At 60.2% G+C, this 16,267-nt stretch carries 17 protein-coding genes; 14 read left to right on the forward strand and 3 right to left on the reverse strand.

The annotated features are described in order from the left end of the window. Positions 1-72: 72 nt before the first annotated feature. From hpaX to ENTCL_RS19015, 4 genes are all read left to right on the forward strand, one after another. Positions 73-1,449 (forward strand): 4-hydroxyphenylacetate permease, encoded by a 1,377-nt coding sequence (hpaX, locus tag ENTCL_RS19000; RefSeq protein ID WP_013367766.1) that lies wholly within the window; start codon positions 73-75, stop codon positions 1,447-1,449. A 13-nt stretch (positions 1,450-1,462) separates the two neighbouring features. Next, entirely contained in the window at positions 1,463-2,353 is an 891-nt protein-coding gene (gene hpaA / locus ENTCL_RS19005) for a 4-hydroxyphenylacetate catabolism regulatory protein HpaA (RefSeq protein WP_013367767.1), read from the forward strand. A gap of 194 nt (positions 2,354-2,547) precedes the next feature. After that, a complete protein-coding gene (gene hpaB, locus ENTCL_RS19010; protein ID WP_013367768.1) occupies positions 2,548-4,110 on the forward strand; it encodes a 4-hydroxyphenylacetate 3-monooxygenase, oxygenase component in 1,563 nt (520 codons plus the stop codon). Positions 4,111-4,129: 19 nt separating this feature from the next. Beyond that, positions 4,130-4,642 carry a 4-hydroxyphenylacetate 3-monooxygenase reductase subunit gene (locus ENTCL_RS19015; RefSeq protein ID WP_013367769.1) on the forward strand — a complete coding sequence of 171 codons (513 nt, stop codon included), beginning with the start codon at positions 4,130-4,132 and terminating at the stop codon, positions 4,640-4,642. Between the two features lie 73 nt (positions 4,643-4,715). Here ENTCL_RS19015 and ENTCL_RS23210 read toward each other — a convergent pair whose 3' ends face one another. Next, positions 4,716-4,886 carry a DUF1127 domain-containing protein gene (locus ENTCL_RS23210; protein ID WP_013367770.1) on the reverse strand — a complete coding sequence of 57 codons (171 nt, stop codon included), beginning with the start codon at positions 4,884-4,886 and terminating at the stop codon, positions 4,716-4,718. A gap of 176 nt (positions 4,887-5,062) precedes the next feature. On the opposite strand from ENTCL_RS23210, the gene ENTCL_RS19020 reads away from it, so the two are divergent. After that, positions 5,063-6,475: an aminotransferase-like domain-containing protein gene (locus ENTCL_RS19020; RefSeq protein WP_013367771.1), complete on the forward strand. Its 1,413-nt coding sequence runs from the start codon at positions 5,063-5,065 to the stop codon at positions 6,473-6,475. A gap of 3 nt (positions 6,476-6,478) precedes the next feature. Here the strand turns inward: ENTCL_RS19020 and ENTCL_RS19025 are convergent, their stop codons facing one another. Beyond that, a complete protein-coding gene (locus ENTCL_RS19025; protein ID WP_013367772.1) occupies positions 6,479-6,895 on the reverse strand; it encodes a FosA family fosfomycin resistance glutathione transferase in 417 nt (138 codons plus the stop codon). A gap of 122 nt (positions 6,896-7,017) precedes the next feature. Here ENTCL_RS19025 and dagR point away from each other — a divergent pair, with 122 nt between their 5' ends. The 7 genes from dagR to dagF all read left to right on the forward strand — a co-directional run bounded on the left by dagR (position 7,018) and on the right by dagF (position 14,351). Continuing rightward, the gene (gene dagR / locus ENTCL_RS19030) at positions 7,018-9,813 is read left to right on the forward strand and encodes a transcriptional regulator DagR (protein WP_044612010.1); all 2,796 of its coding nucleotides are present in this window, start codon (positions 7,018-7,020) and stop codon (positions 9,811-9,813) included. A 131-nt stretch (positions 9,814-9,944) separates the two neighbouring features. Further along, entirely contained in the window at positions 9,945-10,379 is a 435-nt protein-coding gene (locus tag ENTCL_RS19035) for a PTS sugar transporter subunit IIA (RefSeq protein ID WP_013367774.1), read from the forward strand. A gap of 10 nt (positions 10,380-10,389) precedes the next feature. Then, positions 10,390-10,875, forward strand: coding sequence for a PTS sugar transporter subunit IIB (locus ENTCL_RS19040; protein WP_013367775.1), 486 nt, complete (start codon positions 10,390-10,392; stop codon positions 10,873-10,875). Between the two features lie 23 nt (positions 10,876-10,898). Then, positions 10,899-11,651 (forward strand): PTS mannose/fructose/sorbose/N-acetylgalactosamine transporter subunit IIC, encoded by a 753-nt coding sequence (locus ENTCL_RS19045; protein ID WP_013367776.1) that lies wholly within the window; start codon positions 10,899-10,901, stop codon positions 11,649-11,651. Further along, positions 11,645-12,505, forward strand: a complete 861-nt coding sequence (locus ENTCL_RS19050; protein ID WP_162098849.1) for a PTS system mannose/fructose/sorbose family transporter subunit IID — start codon at positions 11,645-11,647, stop codon at positions 12,503-12,505. The genes ENTCL_RS19045 and ENTCL_RS19050 overlap by 7 nt, the downstream gene beginning before the upstream one ends. A gap of 3 nt (positions 12,506-12,508) precedes the next feature. After that, on the forward strand, positions 12,509-13,618 hold the full coding sequence (gene dgaE / locus ENTCL_RS19055; RefSeq protein WP_013367778.1) for a D-glucosaminate-6-phosphate ammonia lyase: 1,110 nt from the start codon (positions 12,509-12,511) through the stop codon (positions 13,616-13,618). Next, a complete protein-coding gene (gene dagF, locus ENTCL_RS19060; RefSeq protein ID WP_013367779.1) occupies positions 13,605-14,351 on the forward strand; it encodes a 2-dehydro-3-deoxy-phosphogluconate aldolase in 747 nt (248 codons plus the stop codon). The genes dgaE and dagF overlap by 14 nt, the downstream gene beginning before the upstream one ends. 42 nt (positions 14,352-14,393) lie before the next feature. On the opposite strand, the gene ENTCL_RS19065 is transcribed toward dagF, so the two are convergent. Continuing rightward, positions 14,394-14,927, reverse strand: coding sequence for a DUF4136 domain-containing protein (locus ENTCL_RS19065; protein WP_013367780.1), 534 nt, complete (start codon positions 14,925-14,927; stop codon positions 14,394-14,396). A 331-nt stretch (positions 14,928-15,258) separates the two neighbouring features. On the opposite strand from ENTCL_RS19065, the gene ENTCL_RS19070 reads away from it, so the two are divergent. Together ENTCL_RS19070 and ENTCL_RS19075 are read left to right on the forward strand one after the other, a co-directional pair. Then, complete coding sequence (locus ENTCL_RS19070; protein WP_013367781.1) at positions 15,259-15,516, forward strand: YjhX family toxin; 258 nt, start codon at positions 15,259-15,261, stop codon at positions 15,514-15,516. Positions 15,517-15,526: 10 nt separating this feature from the next. Continuing rightward, positions 15,527-16,237 (forward strand): SAM-dependent methyltransferase, encoded by a 711-nt coding sequence (locus ENTCL_RS19075; protein WP_013367782.1) that lies wholly within the window; start codon positions 15,527-15,529, stop codon positions 16,235-16,237. Positions 16,238-16,267 lie beyond the last annotated feature (30 nt).

A 16,267-nucleotide genomic window follows, 5' to 3' on the forward strand; every position in this document is an offset into this window, starting at 1 on the left:
GGATAAGACGCAGTCGCCATCCGGCACAAACGACGTCTCACCCTACAAAATTCCCATCAGAGGAAAAAGACAATGAGCGACACATCATCTGCACTTCCGGACCGGCACGACCCCGCCAATCAGCATAAGCAGCTGACGGCGCGGCAGCAGTCGGTTATCAACAAGCTGTTCCGCCGTTTGATTGTGTTTTTGTTCGTACTGTTTATTTTTTCGTTTCTCGACCGTATCAATATCGGCTTCGCCGGGCTGACCATGGGCCAGGATCTGGGGCTTAACGCCACCATGTTCGGCCTGGCCACCACGCTGTTTTATGCGACCTACGTGATTTTTGGCATTCCCAGCAACATCATGCTCAGTATCGTCGGGGCGCGACGCTGGATTGCGACCATCATGGTGCTGTGGGGCGTCGCCTCCACCGCCACCATGTTCGCCACCGGCCCCCACAGCCTGTACGTGCTGCGCATGCTGGTGGGGATCACCGAAGCCGGTTTTCTGCCCGGCATTCTGCTCTATTTAACCTACTGGTTCCCGGCCTTTTTCCGCGCCCGCGCCAACGCGCTGTTTATGATAGCGATGCCGGTCACCACCGCGCTCGGCTCGATCGTCTCCGGCTATATTCTGTCCCTTGACGGCATCATGAACCTGCGCGGCTGGCAGTGGCTGTTCCTGCTGGAAGGCTTCCCCTCCGTGCTTCTGGGGGTGATGGTCTGGTTTTATCTCGACGATAAGCCCGCCAGCGCCAAATGGCTGACGGACGATGATAAGCAGTGCCTGCACGAGATGATGGAGAACGATCGCCTGTCGCTGGTGCAGCCGGAAGGCGCTATCAGCCACCACGCCATGCAGCAGCGCAGCCTGTGGCGCGAGGTGTTTACCCCCATCGTGCTGATGTACACGCTGGCCTACTTCTGCCTGACCAATACGCTCAGCGCCATCAGCATCTGGACGCCGCAGATCCTCAAAAGCTTCAACGAGGGCAGCAGCAACATCACCATCGGCCTGCTGGCGGCGATCCCGCAGATCTGCACCATCCTCGGCATGATCTACTGGAGCCGACACTCCGATAAGCACCAGGAGCGTAAGCACCATACCGCGCTGCCCTATCTGTTCGCCGCGGCGGGCTGGTTGCTGGCCTCCGCGACCGATCACAGCCTGATCCAGCTGTTAGGGATTATCATGGCCTCCACCGGTTCGTTTAGCGCAATGGCGATTTTCTGGACCACGCCGGATCAGTCCATCAGCCTGCGGGCGAGAGCTATCGGCATTGCGACGATCAACGCCACTGGCAATATTGGCTCCGCCCTGAGCCCGTTTATGATCGGCTGGCTGAAAGACATTACCGGCAGCTTTAACAGCGGCCTGTGGTTTGTCGCCGCGCTGCTGGTGGTTGGCGCGGTGATTATCTGGAGTATCCCGATGAAGGCCTCGCGCCCCCGCGCCACGCCGTAAAAAAGGAGCCGCTATGTGTCAGAGTCCGATTGCCAACATCGACATCAGCAAAGAGTACGATGGAAGCCTGGGTTCCGAAGACGTGCATTATCAGTCCTTTGCGCGCATGGCGGATTTTTTTGGCCGCGACATGCAGGCGCACCGTCACGACCAGTTTTTTCAGATGCACTTTCTCGATACCGGGCAAATCGAGCTGCAGCTCGACGACCACCGCTATTCGGTGCAGGCGCCGCTGTTCGTGCTCACGCCGCCGTCGGTGCCGCACGCGTTTATCACCGAATCGGACAGCGACGGCCACGTGCTGACGGTGCGGGAAAACCTGATCTGGCCGCTGCTTGAGGTACTCTACCCCGGCACGCGGGAGACCTTCGGCCTGCCGGGCATTTGCCTGTCGCTGGCCGATAAGCCCGACGAGCTGGCCGCGCTCGCGCACTACTGGCGGCTCATCGAACGGGAGTCCACCGAACAGCTGCCGGGCCGCGAGCACACGCTGGTGCTGCTGGCCCAGGCGGTGTTCACCCTGCTGCTGCGCAACGCCACCCTTGACGATCACGCCGCCAACGGCATGCGCGGCGAGCTGAAGGTCTTTCAGCGTTTTACCCAGACGATCGACAGCCACTACCACCAGCACTGGACGGTGCCCGACTACGCCCAGGCGCTGCACCTGACGGAATCAAGGCTGACCGACATCTGCCGCCGCTTCGCCAACCGTCCGCCTAAGCGGCTGATTTTCGACCGCCAGATGCGCGAGGCCAAGCGGCTGCTGCTGTTTTCCGACAGTACGGTCAGCGACATCGCCTGGCAGCTGGGGTTTAAGGATCCGGCCTATTTCGCCCGTTTTTTTAATCGCTTAGTGGGCTGCTCGCCGAGCGCGTATCGCGCGCGGAAAGTACCGGTTTCCTGAACGTATCACGGTCCGTAGGGCGGGTAAGCGCGCGCCACCCGCCGAAACACCGCACAGATCACAAATCGTCTTCCCGTCCGAAAAGTACCTGCCGTTGTCCCAATCGTCCCTTCACGTAATCCCTCTCGCACGCTTCAATTAAACAACAAAAACAAAACATAAATTTAACAACACTATTCCGATACGAGGTCCCTATGAAGCCTGAAGATTTCCGTGCTGACGCAAAGCGCCCGTTAACCGGCGAAGAGTATTTAAAAAGCCTGCAGGATGGCCGCGAGATTTATATCTACGGCGAGCGCGTCAAAGACGTCACCACCCACCCGGCGTTTCGCAACGCGGCGGCCTCGGTCGCGCAGATGTACGACGCGCTGCACAAGCCGGACATGCAGGATACGCTGTGCTGGGGCACCGATACCGGCAGCGGCGGCTACACCCATAAATTCTTCCGCGTGGCGAAAAGCGCCGACGACCTGCGCCAGCAGCGTGACGCGATCGCCGAATGGTCGCGCCTGAGCTACGGCTGGATGGGCCGCACGCCGGACTACAAAGCCGCTTTCGGCTGCGCGCTCGGCGCCAACCCGACCTTCTACGGCCAGTTCGAGCAGAACGCCCGCAGCTGGTACACCCGCATTCAGGAAACCGGCCTGTACTTTAACCACGCCATCGTCAACCCGCCTATCGACCGCCATAAGCCTGCGGACGAGGTGAAAGACGTCTATATCAAGCTGGAAAAAGAGACCGATGCCGGGATTATCGTCAGCGGCGCGAAAGTGGTCGCCACCAACTCGGCGCTGACCCACTACAACATGATCGGCTTCGGCTCCGCCCAGGTGATGGGGGAAAACCCGGACTTCGCGCTGATGTTCGTGGCGCCAATGGACGCCGAAGGCGTGAAGCTGATTTCCCGCGCCTCCTACGAGATGGTGGCCGGCGCGACCGGATCGCCGTACGACTACCCGCTCTCCAGCCGTTTTGATGAAAACGATGCGATCCTGGTGATGGATAACGTGCTGATCCCGTGGGAAAACGTGCTGATCTACCGCGATTTCGACCGCTGCCGCCGCTGGACCATGGAAGGCGGTTTCGCCCGCATGTATCCGCTGCAGGCCTGCGTACGTCTGGCGGTGAAGCTTGACTTCATCACCGCGCTGCTCAAGCGCTCGCTGGAATGCACCGGCACCCTGGAGTTCCGCGGCGTGCAGGCGGATCTCGGCGAAGTGGTGGCCTGGCGCAACATGTTCTGGGCGCTGAGCGATTCCATGTGCGCCGAAGCGACCCCGTGGGTCAACGGCGCGTACCTGCCGGATCACGCCGCGCTGCAGACCTACCGCGTGATGGCGCCGATGGCCTACGCGAAGATCAAAAATATCATTGAGCGCAACGTCACCAGCGGCCTTATCTACCTGCCGTCCAGCGCCCGCGACCTGAACAACCCGCAGATCAACGAGTACCTGGCAAAGTACGTGCGCGGCTCCAACGGCATGGATCACGTCGAGCGTATCAAGATCCTGAAGCTGATGTGGGACGCCATCGGCAGCGAATTCGGCGGCCGCCACGAGCTGTACGAAATCAACTACTCCGGCAGCCAGGACGAAATTCGTCTGCAGTGCCTGCGCCAGGCGCAAAGCTCCGGCAACATGGACAAAATGATGGCGATGGTCGACCGCTGTCTGTCCGAGTACGACCAGCACGGCTGGACGGTGCCGCATCTGCACAACAATGCTGATATCAATCTGTTGGATAAGCTGCTGAAGTAACCAGTAGCAGGAGGTTTACATGCAATTAGATGAACAACGTCTGCGCTTTCGCGATGCGATGTCCAGCCTGTCCGCGGCGGTGAATATCATCACCACCGCCGGCGACGCCGGACGCTGCGGCATCACCGCTACCGCGGTCTGCTCGGTCACCGACACTCCGCCGTCGGTGATGGTCTGCATCAACGCCAACAGCGCCATGAACCCGGTGTTTCAGGGCAACGGTAAGCTGTGCATCAACGTCCTGAACCACGAGCAGGAGCTGATGGCGCGTCACTTTGCCGGGATGACCGGGATGGCGATGGAAGAGCGGTTCAGCCTCTCTTGCTGGCAGCAGGGGCCGCTGGCGCAGCCGATGCTCAACGGCGCACTGGCAAACCTCGAAGGCCAAATCAGCCAGGTGCAGAGTATAGGCACCCATCTGGTGTACCTGGTGGAGATTAAAAACATCATCTTAAGCGAGGAAGGAAACGGCCTGATCTACTTCAAACGCCGCTTCCACCCGGTGATGATGGAAATGGAAGCCATCGCCTAAGCCGCTGCAGAGGGCCTGATTGACCAGGTCCTCTGCTCTCATTTTAAAACCAGTCGGTTAATGTGCCAGTAACTCAACACGAACCAATATCATGTCGTGAAACGCCGATGTCTTTCAGTTGTTCATCGCTCAGGCGACTGAGAATCCGACGGGTTTTCTCTAACCGCCACCATTTGCTTATCGCCCTGCCTAACAACGTGAAGCCCATCCACGACGCACGGGCTTGATTTTCATGAAATTCCATCATTCACCTCCACACCTTGCCAGAGGCTTTATCATCACGGAATTTGGGGGGCGCAATACAGACTCAGAATCGACTTTTCTTTAACATACAGATCGGCTAAAACGTTATCTGAACGGTGTTTATCTGGCCAATCTGTACTGGTCTATCCATCTGTATGGTGAGAAAGAGGATACAGCATGACGCGCTACCAACATCTGGCGAATATTCTCGCCCAGCGTATCGAACAGGGTCTGTACCGCCACGGGGAAAAGCTGCCCTCGGTGCGCGCCTTAAGCCAGGAGCACGGCGTCAGCATCAGCACCGTTCAGCAGGCCTATCAGATGCTGGAGAACCTCCAGCTTATCACTCCGCAGCCGCGCTCCGGCTACTTCATCGCCCCGCGTAAAGCGCAGCCGCCGGTTCCGGCGATGTCCCGCCCGGCGCAGCGTCCGGTGGAGGTCACCCAGTGGGATCAGGTGCTGACGCTGCTGGATGCGCGCAACGACAAAAGCATTACCGCGCTGGGCGGCGGTTCGCCGGACGTCACGCAGCCAACGCTGAAGCCGCTGTGGAAGGAGATGAGCCGCCTTGTGCAGCATAACGGCGGCGATATTTTCAACTATGACGAACTGCCCGGCAGGCGCGAGCTGCGCGAGCAGATAGCCCGCCTGATGCTCGACAATGGCGCAGTGGTCACCGCCGACGATATTGTGGTTACCAGCGGCTGCCACGCGGCGCTGTCCATCGCCCTGCTGTCGGTGTGTAAACCCGGCGACATCATCGCCGTCGAGTCGCCGTCGTTTTATGGCACCATGCAGCTGCTGCGCGGTTTCGACATCAAGGCCATTGAGATCCCGACCGACCCGCAGACCGGCATCAGCATCGAAGCACTGGAAATGGCGCTGGAGCAGTGGCCGATCAAGGGCGTGATCCTCGTGCCGAACTGCAACAACCCGCTCGGCTTTATCATGCCGGACGCCCGCAAGCGCGCGGTGCTGGCCCTGGCCCAGCGCTATGACATCGCGATTTTCGAAGATGATATCTATGGCGAGCTGGCGAACGACTACCCGCGCCCGCGCACCATTAAATCCTGGGATATCGACGGCCGGGTGCTGCTGTGCAGCTCGTTTACCAAAACCGTCGCGCCGGGGCTGCGGGTGGGCTGGATTGCGCCAGGGCGCTACCACGACCGGGTGCTGCACATGAAGTATGCCGCCAGCGGCACCAACGTGCCGACCACGCAGCTGGCGGTCGCCGCGTTTATCCGCGAGGGGCACTACCACCGCCACCTGCGCCGGATGCGGCAGATTTACCACAGCAACATGGAGACCTGGACCTGCTGGGTGCGGGAATATTTCCCCTGCGGGATCTGCGTGACGCGCCCGCAGGGCGGCTTTTTGCTGTGGGTCGAGCTGCCGGAACATGTCGATATGGTCTGCGTCGCACGGCAGCTTTGTCGGCTGAAAATTCAGGTCGCGCCGGGTTCGCTGTTTTCCGCCTCCGGCAAGTACCGCAACTGCCTGCGGCTCAACTGCGCCCTGCCACCCACCGAACAGCACCGGGCAGTGGTGGAGCAGCTTGGCGAAGCGGTGCGTATCGCGATGGAGTAACCGTTACTCCTCAAAGACCATTCCCTGGTACGGTTTTGCCCGGCACGCCGCCAGCCGCTGCGCCAGGGTGCCGACGTGCACTTCCAGCTTGTGCCCGTCCGGGTCGAGGAAATAGTACGATGCCCCTTCGCTCTTGTTCTTTTTCCATATCACCACCCCGTGCCGCTCAAGCCGTTCGGTAAAGGCGGCGAAATCCTGTTCGTCGATGCTAAAGGCGTAGTGGGTGTAGTCGCTATGCTCCGGCGCAGTGGACTGCCGCTGCGGGTCGACCGACAGGCACAGCCACAGCTCGCCGCAGCTAAGGTAAGCTCCGTGCTCCCAGCGAGCATGCAGCCTGAGCCCCAGCAGCCGCTGGTAGAAATCAAGGCTCGCCGCAAGCTGGCTCACCGCCAGGGTCAGGTGGTTCAAACCGTTCAGCATCTGCACACTCCATCATCCCGTTAGATGAGGACATACTACCGTAACTTCGCCTGCAGTCGCTTTCGTGGGTGTAAAAATCGTGTATGTTCTGAGCTATGACAGCAACCCATAGCGGTAACACGATGAGACGTATAGAAATAGTTCTTCGGGAACTGGAACGACTCACACGAGGATTAAGCCTGAGCGACCTGCAGCAGGAGGTTGCGTTTACCGCCGAAAGCATCGGCTTTAACCTTGGGCTGGCGCGCAACTCGGTCAGCAAAGACCTGAACCAGCTGTGCAATGACGGGCTGGCGATCAAAGGCCGCGGGCGGCCGGTCTTCTTTTTGCACCGACTGGCGCTGGAGGCGCTGCTCGGCAGGCCGCTGCTCGACGCCGAGCGCGAGGTGCACTCCGCCGCCGCGCTGCTGCCGCATCCGCCGGAGCAGGAGGACGACCCTTTCGCCTTGCTTATCGGCCACGATCGCAGCCTGCGCGACGCCGTAGAAAAAGGCAAAGCGGCGGTGCTTTACCCGCATGGGTTGCACGTGCTGCTCACCGGCCCCTCCGGCGTCGGCAAAACCTTTTTCGCCGAACTGATGCACCGCTACGCCTGCGAGCATGCCGCGGGCACCCCGCCGCCGCTGGTCTACTTCAACTGCGCCGAATACGCCCACAACCCGGAGCTGCTCTCCTCGCACCTGTTCGGCCATCGTCAGGGGGCGTTTACCGGCGCTACCAGCGACAAGCGCGGGCTGGTCGAACAGGCGGACGGCGGCTACCTGCTGCTGGATGAGGTTCACCGACTGCCCTATGAGGGGCAGGAAAAGCTCTTTTCGCTGCTCGACAAGGGTGAATACCGCCCGCTTGGCGAAGCGGCAGGCGCACGCAAAATCGCCGTACGGCTTATCTGCGCCACCACCGAACCGGTGAGCTCCTCGCTGCTGCGCACCTTCCAGCGCCGCATCCAGGTCAGCATTGATTTACCCGGCATCCGCGCCCGCTCGGTGGAAGAACAGATAGAACTTATCGTCGGTTTTTTACAGCGGGAAAGCCGCAAGATAGAACGCACCATCAGCATTGATAAAACGCTGCTGCTCTGGCTGCTGAACAAACCGCTGGAAGGCAATATCGGCCAGCTCAAAAGCGATATTCAGTTTCTCTGCGCTCAGGCGTGGGCCTCGGGGATGACGGCCCGCAGCGAGGTGCTGCTGCTCGATAAAAAGCTGGTGGATGCCCCGTTTAACGCCACCGCAGAGCAGCGCCTGCTGGTGGATACGCTCTTTAACAGCCGCCCGCTGCTCAGCGTTGACGCCCGCACGTTGCCGCAGGTGAAGAACTCACTCGCCAGCGGTAGCGACCTGCCGGAAAGCGACCTGTTTTACAGCTTCCTGACCCGGGAATACGTCAACCTGCGCAACAGCAACGTCCCGCCCGCCGAGACGCTGGCGATCCTCAAAAACAAGCTCAGCTCCATCTTCGAATACGGGCTGTATCGCCGGGATACGCACGCTAACCCGCCGCGCTATGGCGACCCCATAGAAGAGCGCGTCACCATGCTTATCAGCTGCGTGGAGCAGGTGCTGGGCTTTGGGTTGCCGGAAAACCTCGTCAGCCCGCTGCGTAAACACTTTCTGGCGCTGCCGGGGTATGTGCAGCGGGGGCTGATCCCCCAGCTTTACTCCTCAAGCCTGATCCTCGATCGCTGTAAAGACGAGTACGACAACGCCACGCTGCTGTGCCGCAAAATCAACGAGCTGCTGCATATTCAGTGCCCGGCGACAGAAGTGGTCTGGCTGTGCCTGTTCCTCAAGGAGTGCCGTCACTATCGCCAGCGCATCAGTACCAGCCCGGAGTGCGGCGTGCTGCTGATCGCCCATGGCGCGACAACCGCCACCAGCATGGCGCAATACGTCAACCGCGTGCTGGAGCGCGATCTGTTCAGCGCCATCGATATGCCGTTTGAGCAGTCGGTCCACGACACGCTGGAAAAGCTGACCCTGGCTATCCGCGAGCGCGGCTGGCAGCGGCTGATCCTGATGGTGGATATCGGCTCGCTGGTGCATTTCGGCAGCACGGTGAGCAAACTGTTCCAGATAGACGTGCTGCTGATGCCCAACATCACGCTGACCAGTCTGCTGGAAGTCGGGCTCGATCTGAACTACGAAACCAGCGATCTGCCTGCGCTGGCCGGGATGATGCGCGACAAAGGCATTCCCTGCCAGCTGTGCACGCCGCAGCAGGAGAGCATTGGCAAGGTGCTGATTATCTCCTGCATCACCGGCATGGGCACAGCGGAGAAAATCAAAAAAGTGCTGGAGGAGAGCTTTGGCGAGCTGATGGCGCAGGATACGCGGATGCTGATCCTGGACTACAACGAGGTGCGCAGCCCCGAACGCATTCAGCAGTCGCTCAACGCCCATGAACGGGTGGCAGGTATCGTCGGCACCTTCCAGCCGGGCCTGCCGGATATTCCGTTTATTTCGCTGGAGGAGCTGTTCTCCGAGCAGGGGCCGGAGCTGGTGTTAAGCCTGCTGACGCCGGATCTGTCCAGCGCCGAACGCCGTCTTGAGATGGAGCGCAGCGCGGCGCGGTTTATCAGCGCCCTGACCATGGAAAGCATCATCAACCACATTTCGGTGCTCAACCCGCAGCGTATTCTGACGGAAATGGAGGGCGTGCTGGGGCACCTGCGCGCCGCGCTTGCCATTACGCCGAGCCGCCAGGTGACACTGCGCTTCCTGATCCACTGCTGCTGTATGGTCGAGCGTATCGTGATTAACCGTAAACCGTTACAGATGGCGCTGGAAATGAAGCCGGAGATGGACCTGCGGGCGTTTAGTGTCATCAAATCCGCATTTCAGCCGGTCGAGGAGGCTTATGCCATCCGCCTTTCCGATGCGGAATACGTTTATATTTACGAGCTGCTGTTCGGCTAAGCGCCCCTCTGCGCGTGGGGCGCTTAGCCGTCCCTCCCCTTCTCTTTCCGGCGGTTATCCCGCATGACACTGATCCTGGCACGGCGTTTGCTCTAACAAAGGAGTAAACGAAACCGCGCCAGGAGGCCATTTTGACATCCACTGTATCCACTCACGACCAGCCCCGGATCCTGCTGCTGACCCACGGCGGTTGGGGAGAGCATCTTTGCAACAGCCTGCGCATGGTGATGGGCGACATCACCGGCGTCGACGAGATTGCCCTGATGCCCGTCGACACGCTGGGCGAGTTTTATCAGCGCGTTGAGGCCGCGGTGAAAACGCTGCCGGAAGGCTCGCTGATCCTGACCGATTTTATCGGCGGCACCACCTCCAACGTCGCGGCGCGTCTGAGCGCCGACTACCCCATAGCGGTGATCTGCGGCCTCAACGCCACGCTGCTGCTGGAAGCGCTGGACCAGCGCGAGCACGGCCCCCTAACGCAATGCGTCGGCGCGCTGGTGGAGGCCGGACGCGGCAGCTGCCTCGACGTTGTCGCCCATGTCCGCCAGGTAAACCAACCACAATAAGGAAAATAGTATGGCAAACATCGTGTTATGTCGTATCGACAGCCGCCTCATCCACGGACAGGTGGTGACGAAATGGGTCGGTCAGTCCCAGGCCAACCGCATTGCGGTGGTCAGCGATGAGCTGGATGCCGATCCGTTTATGAAAAATATCTACCTGATGGCCGCGCCGCCCAACATCAAAGTGGACTGCTACAGCAACGAAAGCTTCGCCGCCGCGTGGAAAGAAAATCAGCTCGGGGATGGCAGCGTGCTGGTGCTGCTGCCTTCCCTGAGCGCGATGCAGGACGTCGTCACGCTGGGCTTCGAGGTCAAAAGCATTCAGGTGGGCGGGCTTGGCGGTGGGCCGAACCGCAAGGCGGTCTTCCAGAACATCACGCTGGATGAAAAGGATGTCGGCATTCTTAACGCATTAAAAAGTCGTGGGATTCAGGTGTTCTTCCAGACCATCCCGGAAGATAAGCCACAGTCGCTGGACGATATCCTGAAAAAATTCTAACCCTCTGAACATGGGATAACACTATGGATACCTTACTCTTTGCGAGCCTGATGGGGCTGTATTACTGGTTCGCCCGCTTACGTCTCGGCTACACCTTCTCCGCCATGCTGCTACAGCCGGTGGTGATCGCGGTGTTTGTCGGCCTGCTGCTCGGCAATATGCAAACGGCGATGATCATCGGCGCCGGTATGCAGCTGGTTTATCTTGGCGTCACCTCCACGCCGGGCGGCAACGTGCCGTCCGATCCGGCGCTGGCGGCCTGCATCTCGATTCCGATCGCCGTCAAGGCGGGGATGGATCCGAACCTGGCGATTGCGCTGGCGATCCCGTTTGGCGTGATCGGCGTGTTTCTCGACCAGCTGCGCCGGACGCTGAACGCCGCCTGGGTGCATATGGCGGACAAGCACGCGGAAACCGCCAACATGGCGGGGATCATGCGCTGCGCCTTTATCTACCCGGCGCTGCTGGGGCTGGCGCTGCGCTTTCCGGTGGTGTTTGCCGCGAACTATTTCGGCCAAAGCGTTGTAGAAAGTTTCCTCAAGCTGATGCCGCACTGGCTCACCCACTCGTTTGAAATTATGGGCGGTATTCTGCCGGCGCTGGGCTTTGCCATCACCATTATGGTCATCGGTAAAAAGAGCCTGCTGCCGTGGTTTATCGGCGGATTCTTCGCGGTGCTGTACCTCAAGGTAGACATCATGGCGATGGCGATTTTCGGCACCTGCGTGGCCTTCCTGATTAAAGGTCTCGCCAAAAATGAAGGAGCAGCATCATGACCAGCGACATCATGCAGCATGAACTGGTAGAGCGTGCGCGCGAAAGCAGCGTGCTGACCAAAGCGGATATCACCAAAGCCTGGTTTATCTACTGGCTGGGCGCGGAGGTTTCTAACTCGTATGAGCGTCTGCAAAGCCTGATTTTCTGCGCCTCGATGACGCCGATCATCAGGAAGCTGTACCCGCAAAAAGAGGAGCAGGTGGAAGCGCTCAAGCGCCATCTCAACTTCTTTAACTCCGAGCAAACCTTCGGCGCAGTGATCCAGGGGATCGCCATCGCCATGGAAGAGCAGAAAAAGCGCGGCGAACCAATCAGCGACGCGTCGATCACCGGGATCAAAACCGGCCTGATGGGGCCGCTTGCCGGGATGGGCGACTCGATCGTCTGGGCGGCGGTGATGCCGCTGCTTATCGCCATCTTTATTCCGTTTGCCGCCAGCGGCAGCGCGTTTGGCGGGATTGCTCCGCTCGTTCTCTACCCGGCCATCACGCTCGCTATCAGCTACGGCCTGATTCACAAGGGCTATACGCTGGGACGAGACTCCATCGTCGGCCTGCTGCAGGGAGGGAGGATCAAAGAGCTTATCTACGGCGCGAACGTGCTCGGCCTCATCATGATGGGCGCGCTGTCGGCAAGCTACGTCAAAATCACCACGCCGCTGAAGATAAGCGCCCTGAAAGGCTCCGAAGTGGTGGTACAGCAGATCCTCGACTCGATAGCCCCCGGCCTGCTGCCGCTGGCGGCGGTCTTCGCCATCTACTTTTATCTGGTGAAAAAGGGGCCGCGCTACACCACTATCCTGCTGTCCATTGTGGCCATCAGCGTGGCGTGCTCGCTGCTGGGAGTGCTGTAAGCCATGAGCGAAAACATTTATCAGCAGCTGGGGCTTAAGCGGGTCATTAACGCCTGCGGCAAGATGACCCTCCTCGGCGTCTCAAGCGTGGCGCCCGAGGTGATGCGCGCCACGAGCGAGGCGGCTGGCGCGTTCGTGGAAATCGATAAGCTGGTGGTACGGGCGGGAGAGCAGGTCTCCCGCCACACCGGTGCACAGGACAGCTATATTACCGCCTGCGCCTCTGCCGGTATCGCCATCGCGGTCGCGGCCGCCATCACCCGGGGAGAGCCGGAGCACGTCGCGCAAATGCCGGACAGCTGCGGGCTTGCCAATGAAATTGTGATGCTGCGCGGCCACAATATCGACTACGGCGCGCCGATCGTCAGCGCCATTCGCCTCGGCGGCGGGCGCGTCGTGGAGGTCGGTTCAAGCAATCTCGCCGCCCGCTGGCAGCTGGAGCGGGCCGTCAGCGAGCGTAGCGCCGCGCTGCTGTATGTGAAATCGCACCACTGCGTGCAAAAAGGGATGCTGAGCATTGAGGATTTCGCCGCGGTCGCCCAGGCGCACGACCTGCCGCTTATCGTCGATGCCGCCGCCGAGGAGGATTTACAGCAGTGGGTCGCTCGCGGCGGCGATATGGTCATCTATAGCGGCGCCAAGGCGTTCAACGCGCCGACATCCGGATTTATCACCGGTAAAGCGCGCTGGATTGCCGCCTGTCGCGCGCAGCATAACGGTATCGCCAGGGCGATGAAAATCGGTAAGGAGAATATGGTCGGCCTGCTGGCGGCGCTGGAACGCTATCACGACGCGCCGCCCGCCCCGGGGCCAGATACGCTGCTCCCGGCGGTCGACGCCATCACCGCCCTGCGCGGTTTCCATGCCGATATCGAGCAGGACGAGGCCGGACGCGCCATCTGGCGTATTCGCGTTCGCGTGTCTGAATCTGAGCTGGGGCTCGACGCCCGCGCCGTAGAGGCTTTGCTACGGGAGGGTGAGACAGCCATCTATACCCGCCGCTACTTCCTGCACGAGGGCGTTTTCAGCATTGACCCGCGCACGCTGGCGGACGGCGAGATGGCGCTTATCGTCGCGCGCTTAAAGGAGATTGCCCGCCATGCAGCAGATTAATTTCTATCGCCAGAGGGTGGCTATCAACGTGCTGGCGAAAGATATCGCCAACGCCCGGGAAGTGTATGATGCTGCCGAAGGCCATGCGGTCATTGGCGTGCTCTCGGCGCAGTTCGCCAGCGTTGAGCGGGGCGTGGATGAGGTAACGCGCTGGACCGCCGCCGTACCGTCCATCTCCGTTGGCCTTGGCGCGGGCGATCCGGCGCAGTTTTATAAAGCGGCAATGATTGCCGCCAGCGTTCATCCGGCGCACGTCAACCAGACCTTTACCGGATGCGGTTTCGCCGCGGGTGCGCTGGCCGCCACCCGCGGCGCCAGCACGCGGATCAACGCTCTGGTGAGCCCGACCGGTACGCCGGGAAAGGTGCTTATCTCCACCGGAATTAGCAGCGCGCAGGGGGTGCCCGCCCGGGTCTCCTGCGATGCCGCAATCCGCATGATTCAGGATATGGGCGGCCACGCGGCGAAGTTTTTCCCGATGGGCGGCACAGCCTCGCTGGGCGAACTGAAGGCGCTGGCGCTCTCCGCCGCGCAAAACGGTATGACGTTGATTGAACCCACCGGCGGTATCGACCTTGATAACTTCGGCCTCATCCTGCACACCTGCCTGCAGGCGGGCGTGCCTCAGGTGATGCCGCATGTGTACAGTTCGATTATCGACACCGACAGCGGCAACACGCGCCCGCAGGACGTCGCCACGCTGCTGGAGATAGTCAAACAGCTGCTGTCCTGACGCCGCCGGGGGATACTACGCATCCCCCGGCCCTGTCTCCCCCTATTTACCCGGCAACGCCGCTGTCGGGTAACGCTCAAAAATCTTCGCCACCGCGTGCTGAATATCCATGGTAGTCAGCGTGTTATCGTCGCCGGGGGCAAACTGGCTCATACTCCCCTGCCAGATTTGCTGTTTTTTGTGGACGTCCACTACATCAATGCTCAGGCTGTTATGCGTCCAGTCCACCGGGGTTTGATCGTAGGTTTCCCAGTCCCACGCGCCGCCCCATCCCGCATAGGCGGGAACAAACTCTTGCTCTATCTCTTTTTGCTGCAGCAGGCTGGCATTCACCGCTAAATCCGGCTGGTTGCTGCGCTGATAGCCGAGCTTCGTCATCTCATAACTGACGGCGGACTGCAGATAGCGCTGCTGAATAGTCAGGTACGAACCGGCCGCGGGCGGCGCAAAATTCCAGGTGTGATACTGCTGGAAATTCACCGCGCGGTCGTAGTCGCTTTGAATCTCCGGCGGGCTGGCGCAGCCTGCCAGAGTAAAACAAAGCACCGCACAAGAAACAGAATGCCCGATACGCATACCGACCTCCTCAGAGGATTTATCTCAGGCAAAACGGGTACTTTTAGATCGTAGCAAAGCAGGCTCTGGTCATCACCGCGCGAGGAAAATAGAAAGAAAAAAAGTTATGTCGAAATCTGAGTTTGTTGCAGGGCGGAAACCGGTGTTACTATTCATACCGTAAATATCTTTCTAACTCGTTCAGAGGCTTGATGCTGGAGAATGCAATCATCAGATAATCAGCTTTCCGTCCTACCCGGGCCGGACTGGTTATCGCTGCGCTTAAACCCTTACGCGAACACCCGCAGGTGTTGGCTCGTTTTTGCACATGATGATTACAGGCATTTCCAGTATGAATATTTCCCGACAGGAACAACGTACCCTGCACGTCCTCGCTAAAGGCGGACGTATCGTTCACATCCGCGACGCTTCCGGCCGCGTCACCCACGTCGAGTGCTTTACCCGCGAAGGGCTGCTGCTCAGCGACTGCACGCTCGCGGTGTTTAAAAAGCTCAAAACCAAAAAACTGATCAAATCCGTCAGCGGACAGCCGTACCGCATCAACAGCACCGGGCTGAGCAACGTCCGCGCGCAGCTGGATAACCGCTAAGGAGCGCATAATGAGTCACCTCTTTTCAACGGCGTTTCGCCGCGCCAACCTGATGGGGCCCGACGCCCTGATGTTGGCGGAAGATGTATGCGATAGCCTGGCGCTGAGACCCGGCATGCGGGTGCTGGATCTCGGCTGCGGCACCGGGCTTACCTCCATGTACCTTGCCCGGCGCTATGGTGTGGAGGTAGTGGCGATGGATCTGTGGATCAGCGCCGCCGACAACCAGAAACGCTTTGCGCAGAGGGGGTTTGGCAGCCGGATCCTGCCGCTGCGCCTCGACGTGGCCGAACTCCCGGTGGCGCTGCCGTTTGCGGAGAATCTGTTCGATGCCTTAATCAGCATCGACGCCTGGCACTACTTCGGCGCCAGCGCGGGCTTCTTCGACAGCCATCTGGCGCCGTTTATCCGCCCCGGCGGCCGCGTCGCCGTTGTTGTTCCGGGGCTTAAAGCGCCGTTTAACTCTGGCGTACCGCCGGAGCTGGCGCCGTACTGGCAGCCGAACATCAACTTCTTCACCGTCGACTGGTGGCGTCAGCTCTGGCAGCAGAGCGCCGCGCTGAAGGTGGAACGCTGTGAGGAAAACGCGCGCTGCGAAGACGCATGGCGGGAGTGGCTGGCGTGCGACCACCCGTATGCCGTTCGCGATCGCGGGATGATGGCGGCGGAAGGCGGCCGTTACTTTAACTTCACCAGCATGACGGGGTATATCAGCAAATAGCCCTTTCTCCCCACCTGCGGGTGGGGAGCT

The organism is [Enterobacter] lignolyticus SCF1 (genome assembly GCF_000164865.1).
Lineage (GTDB): Bacteria > Pseudomonadota > Gammaproteobacteria > Enterobacterales > Enterobacteriaceae > Enterobacter_B > Enterobacter_B lignolyticus.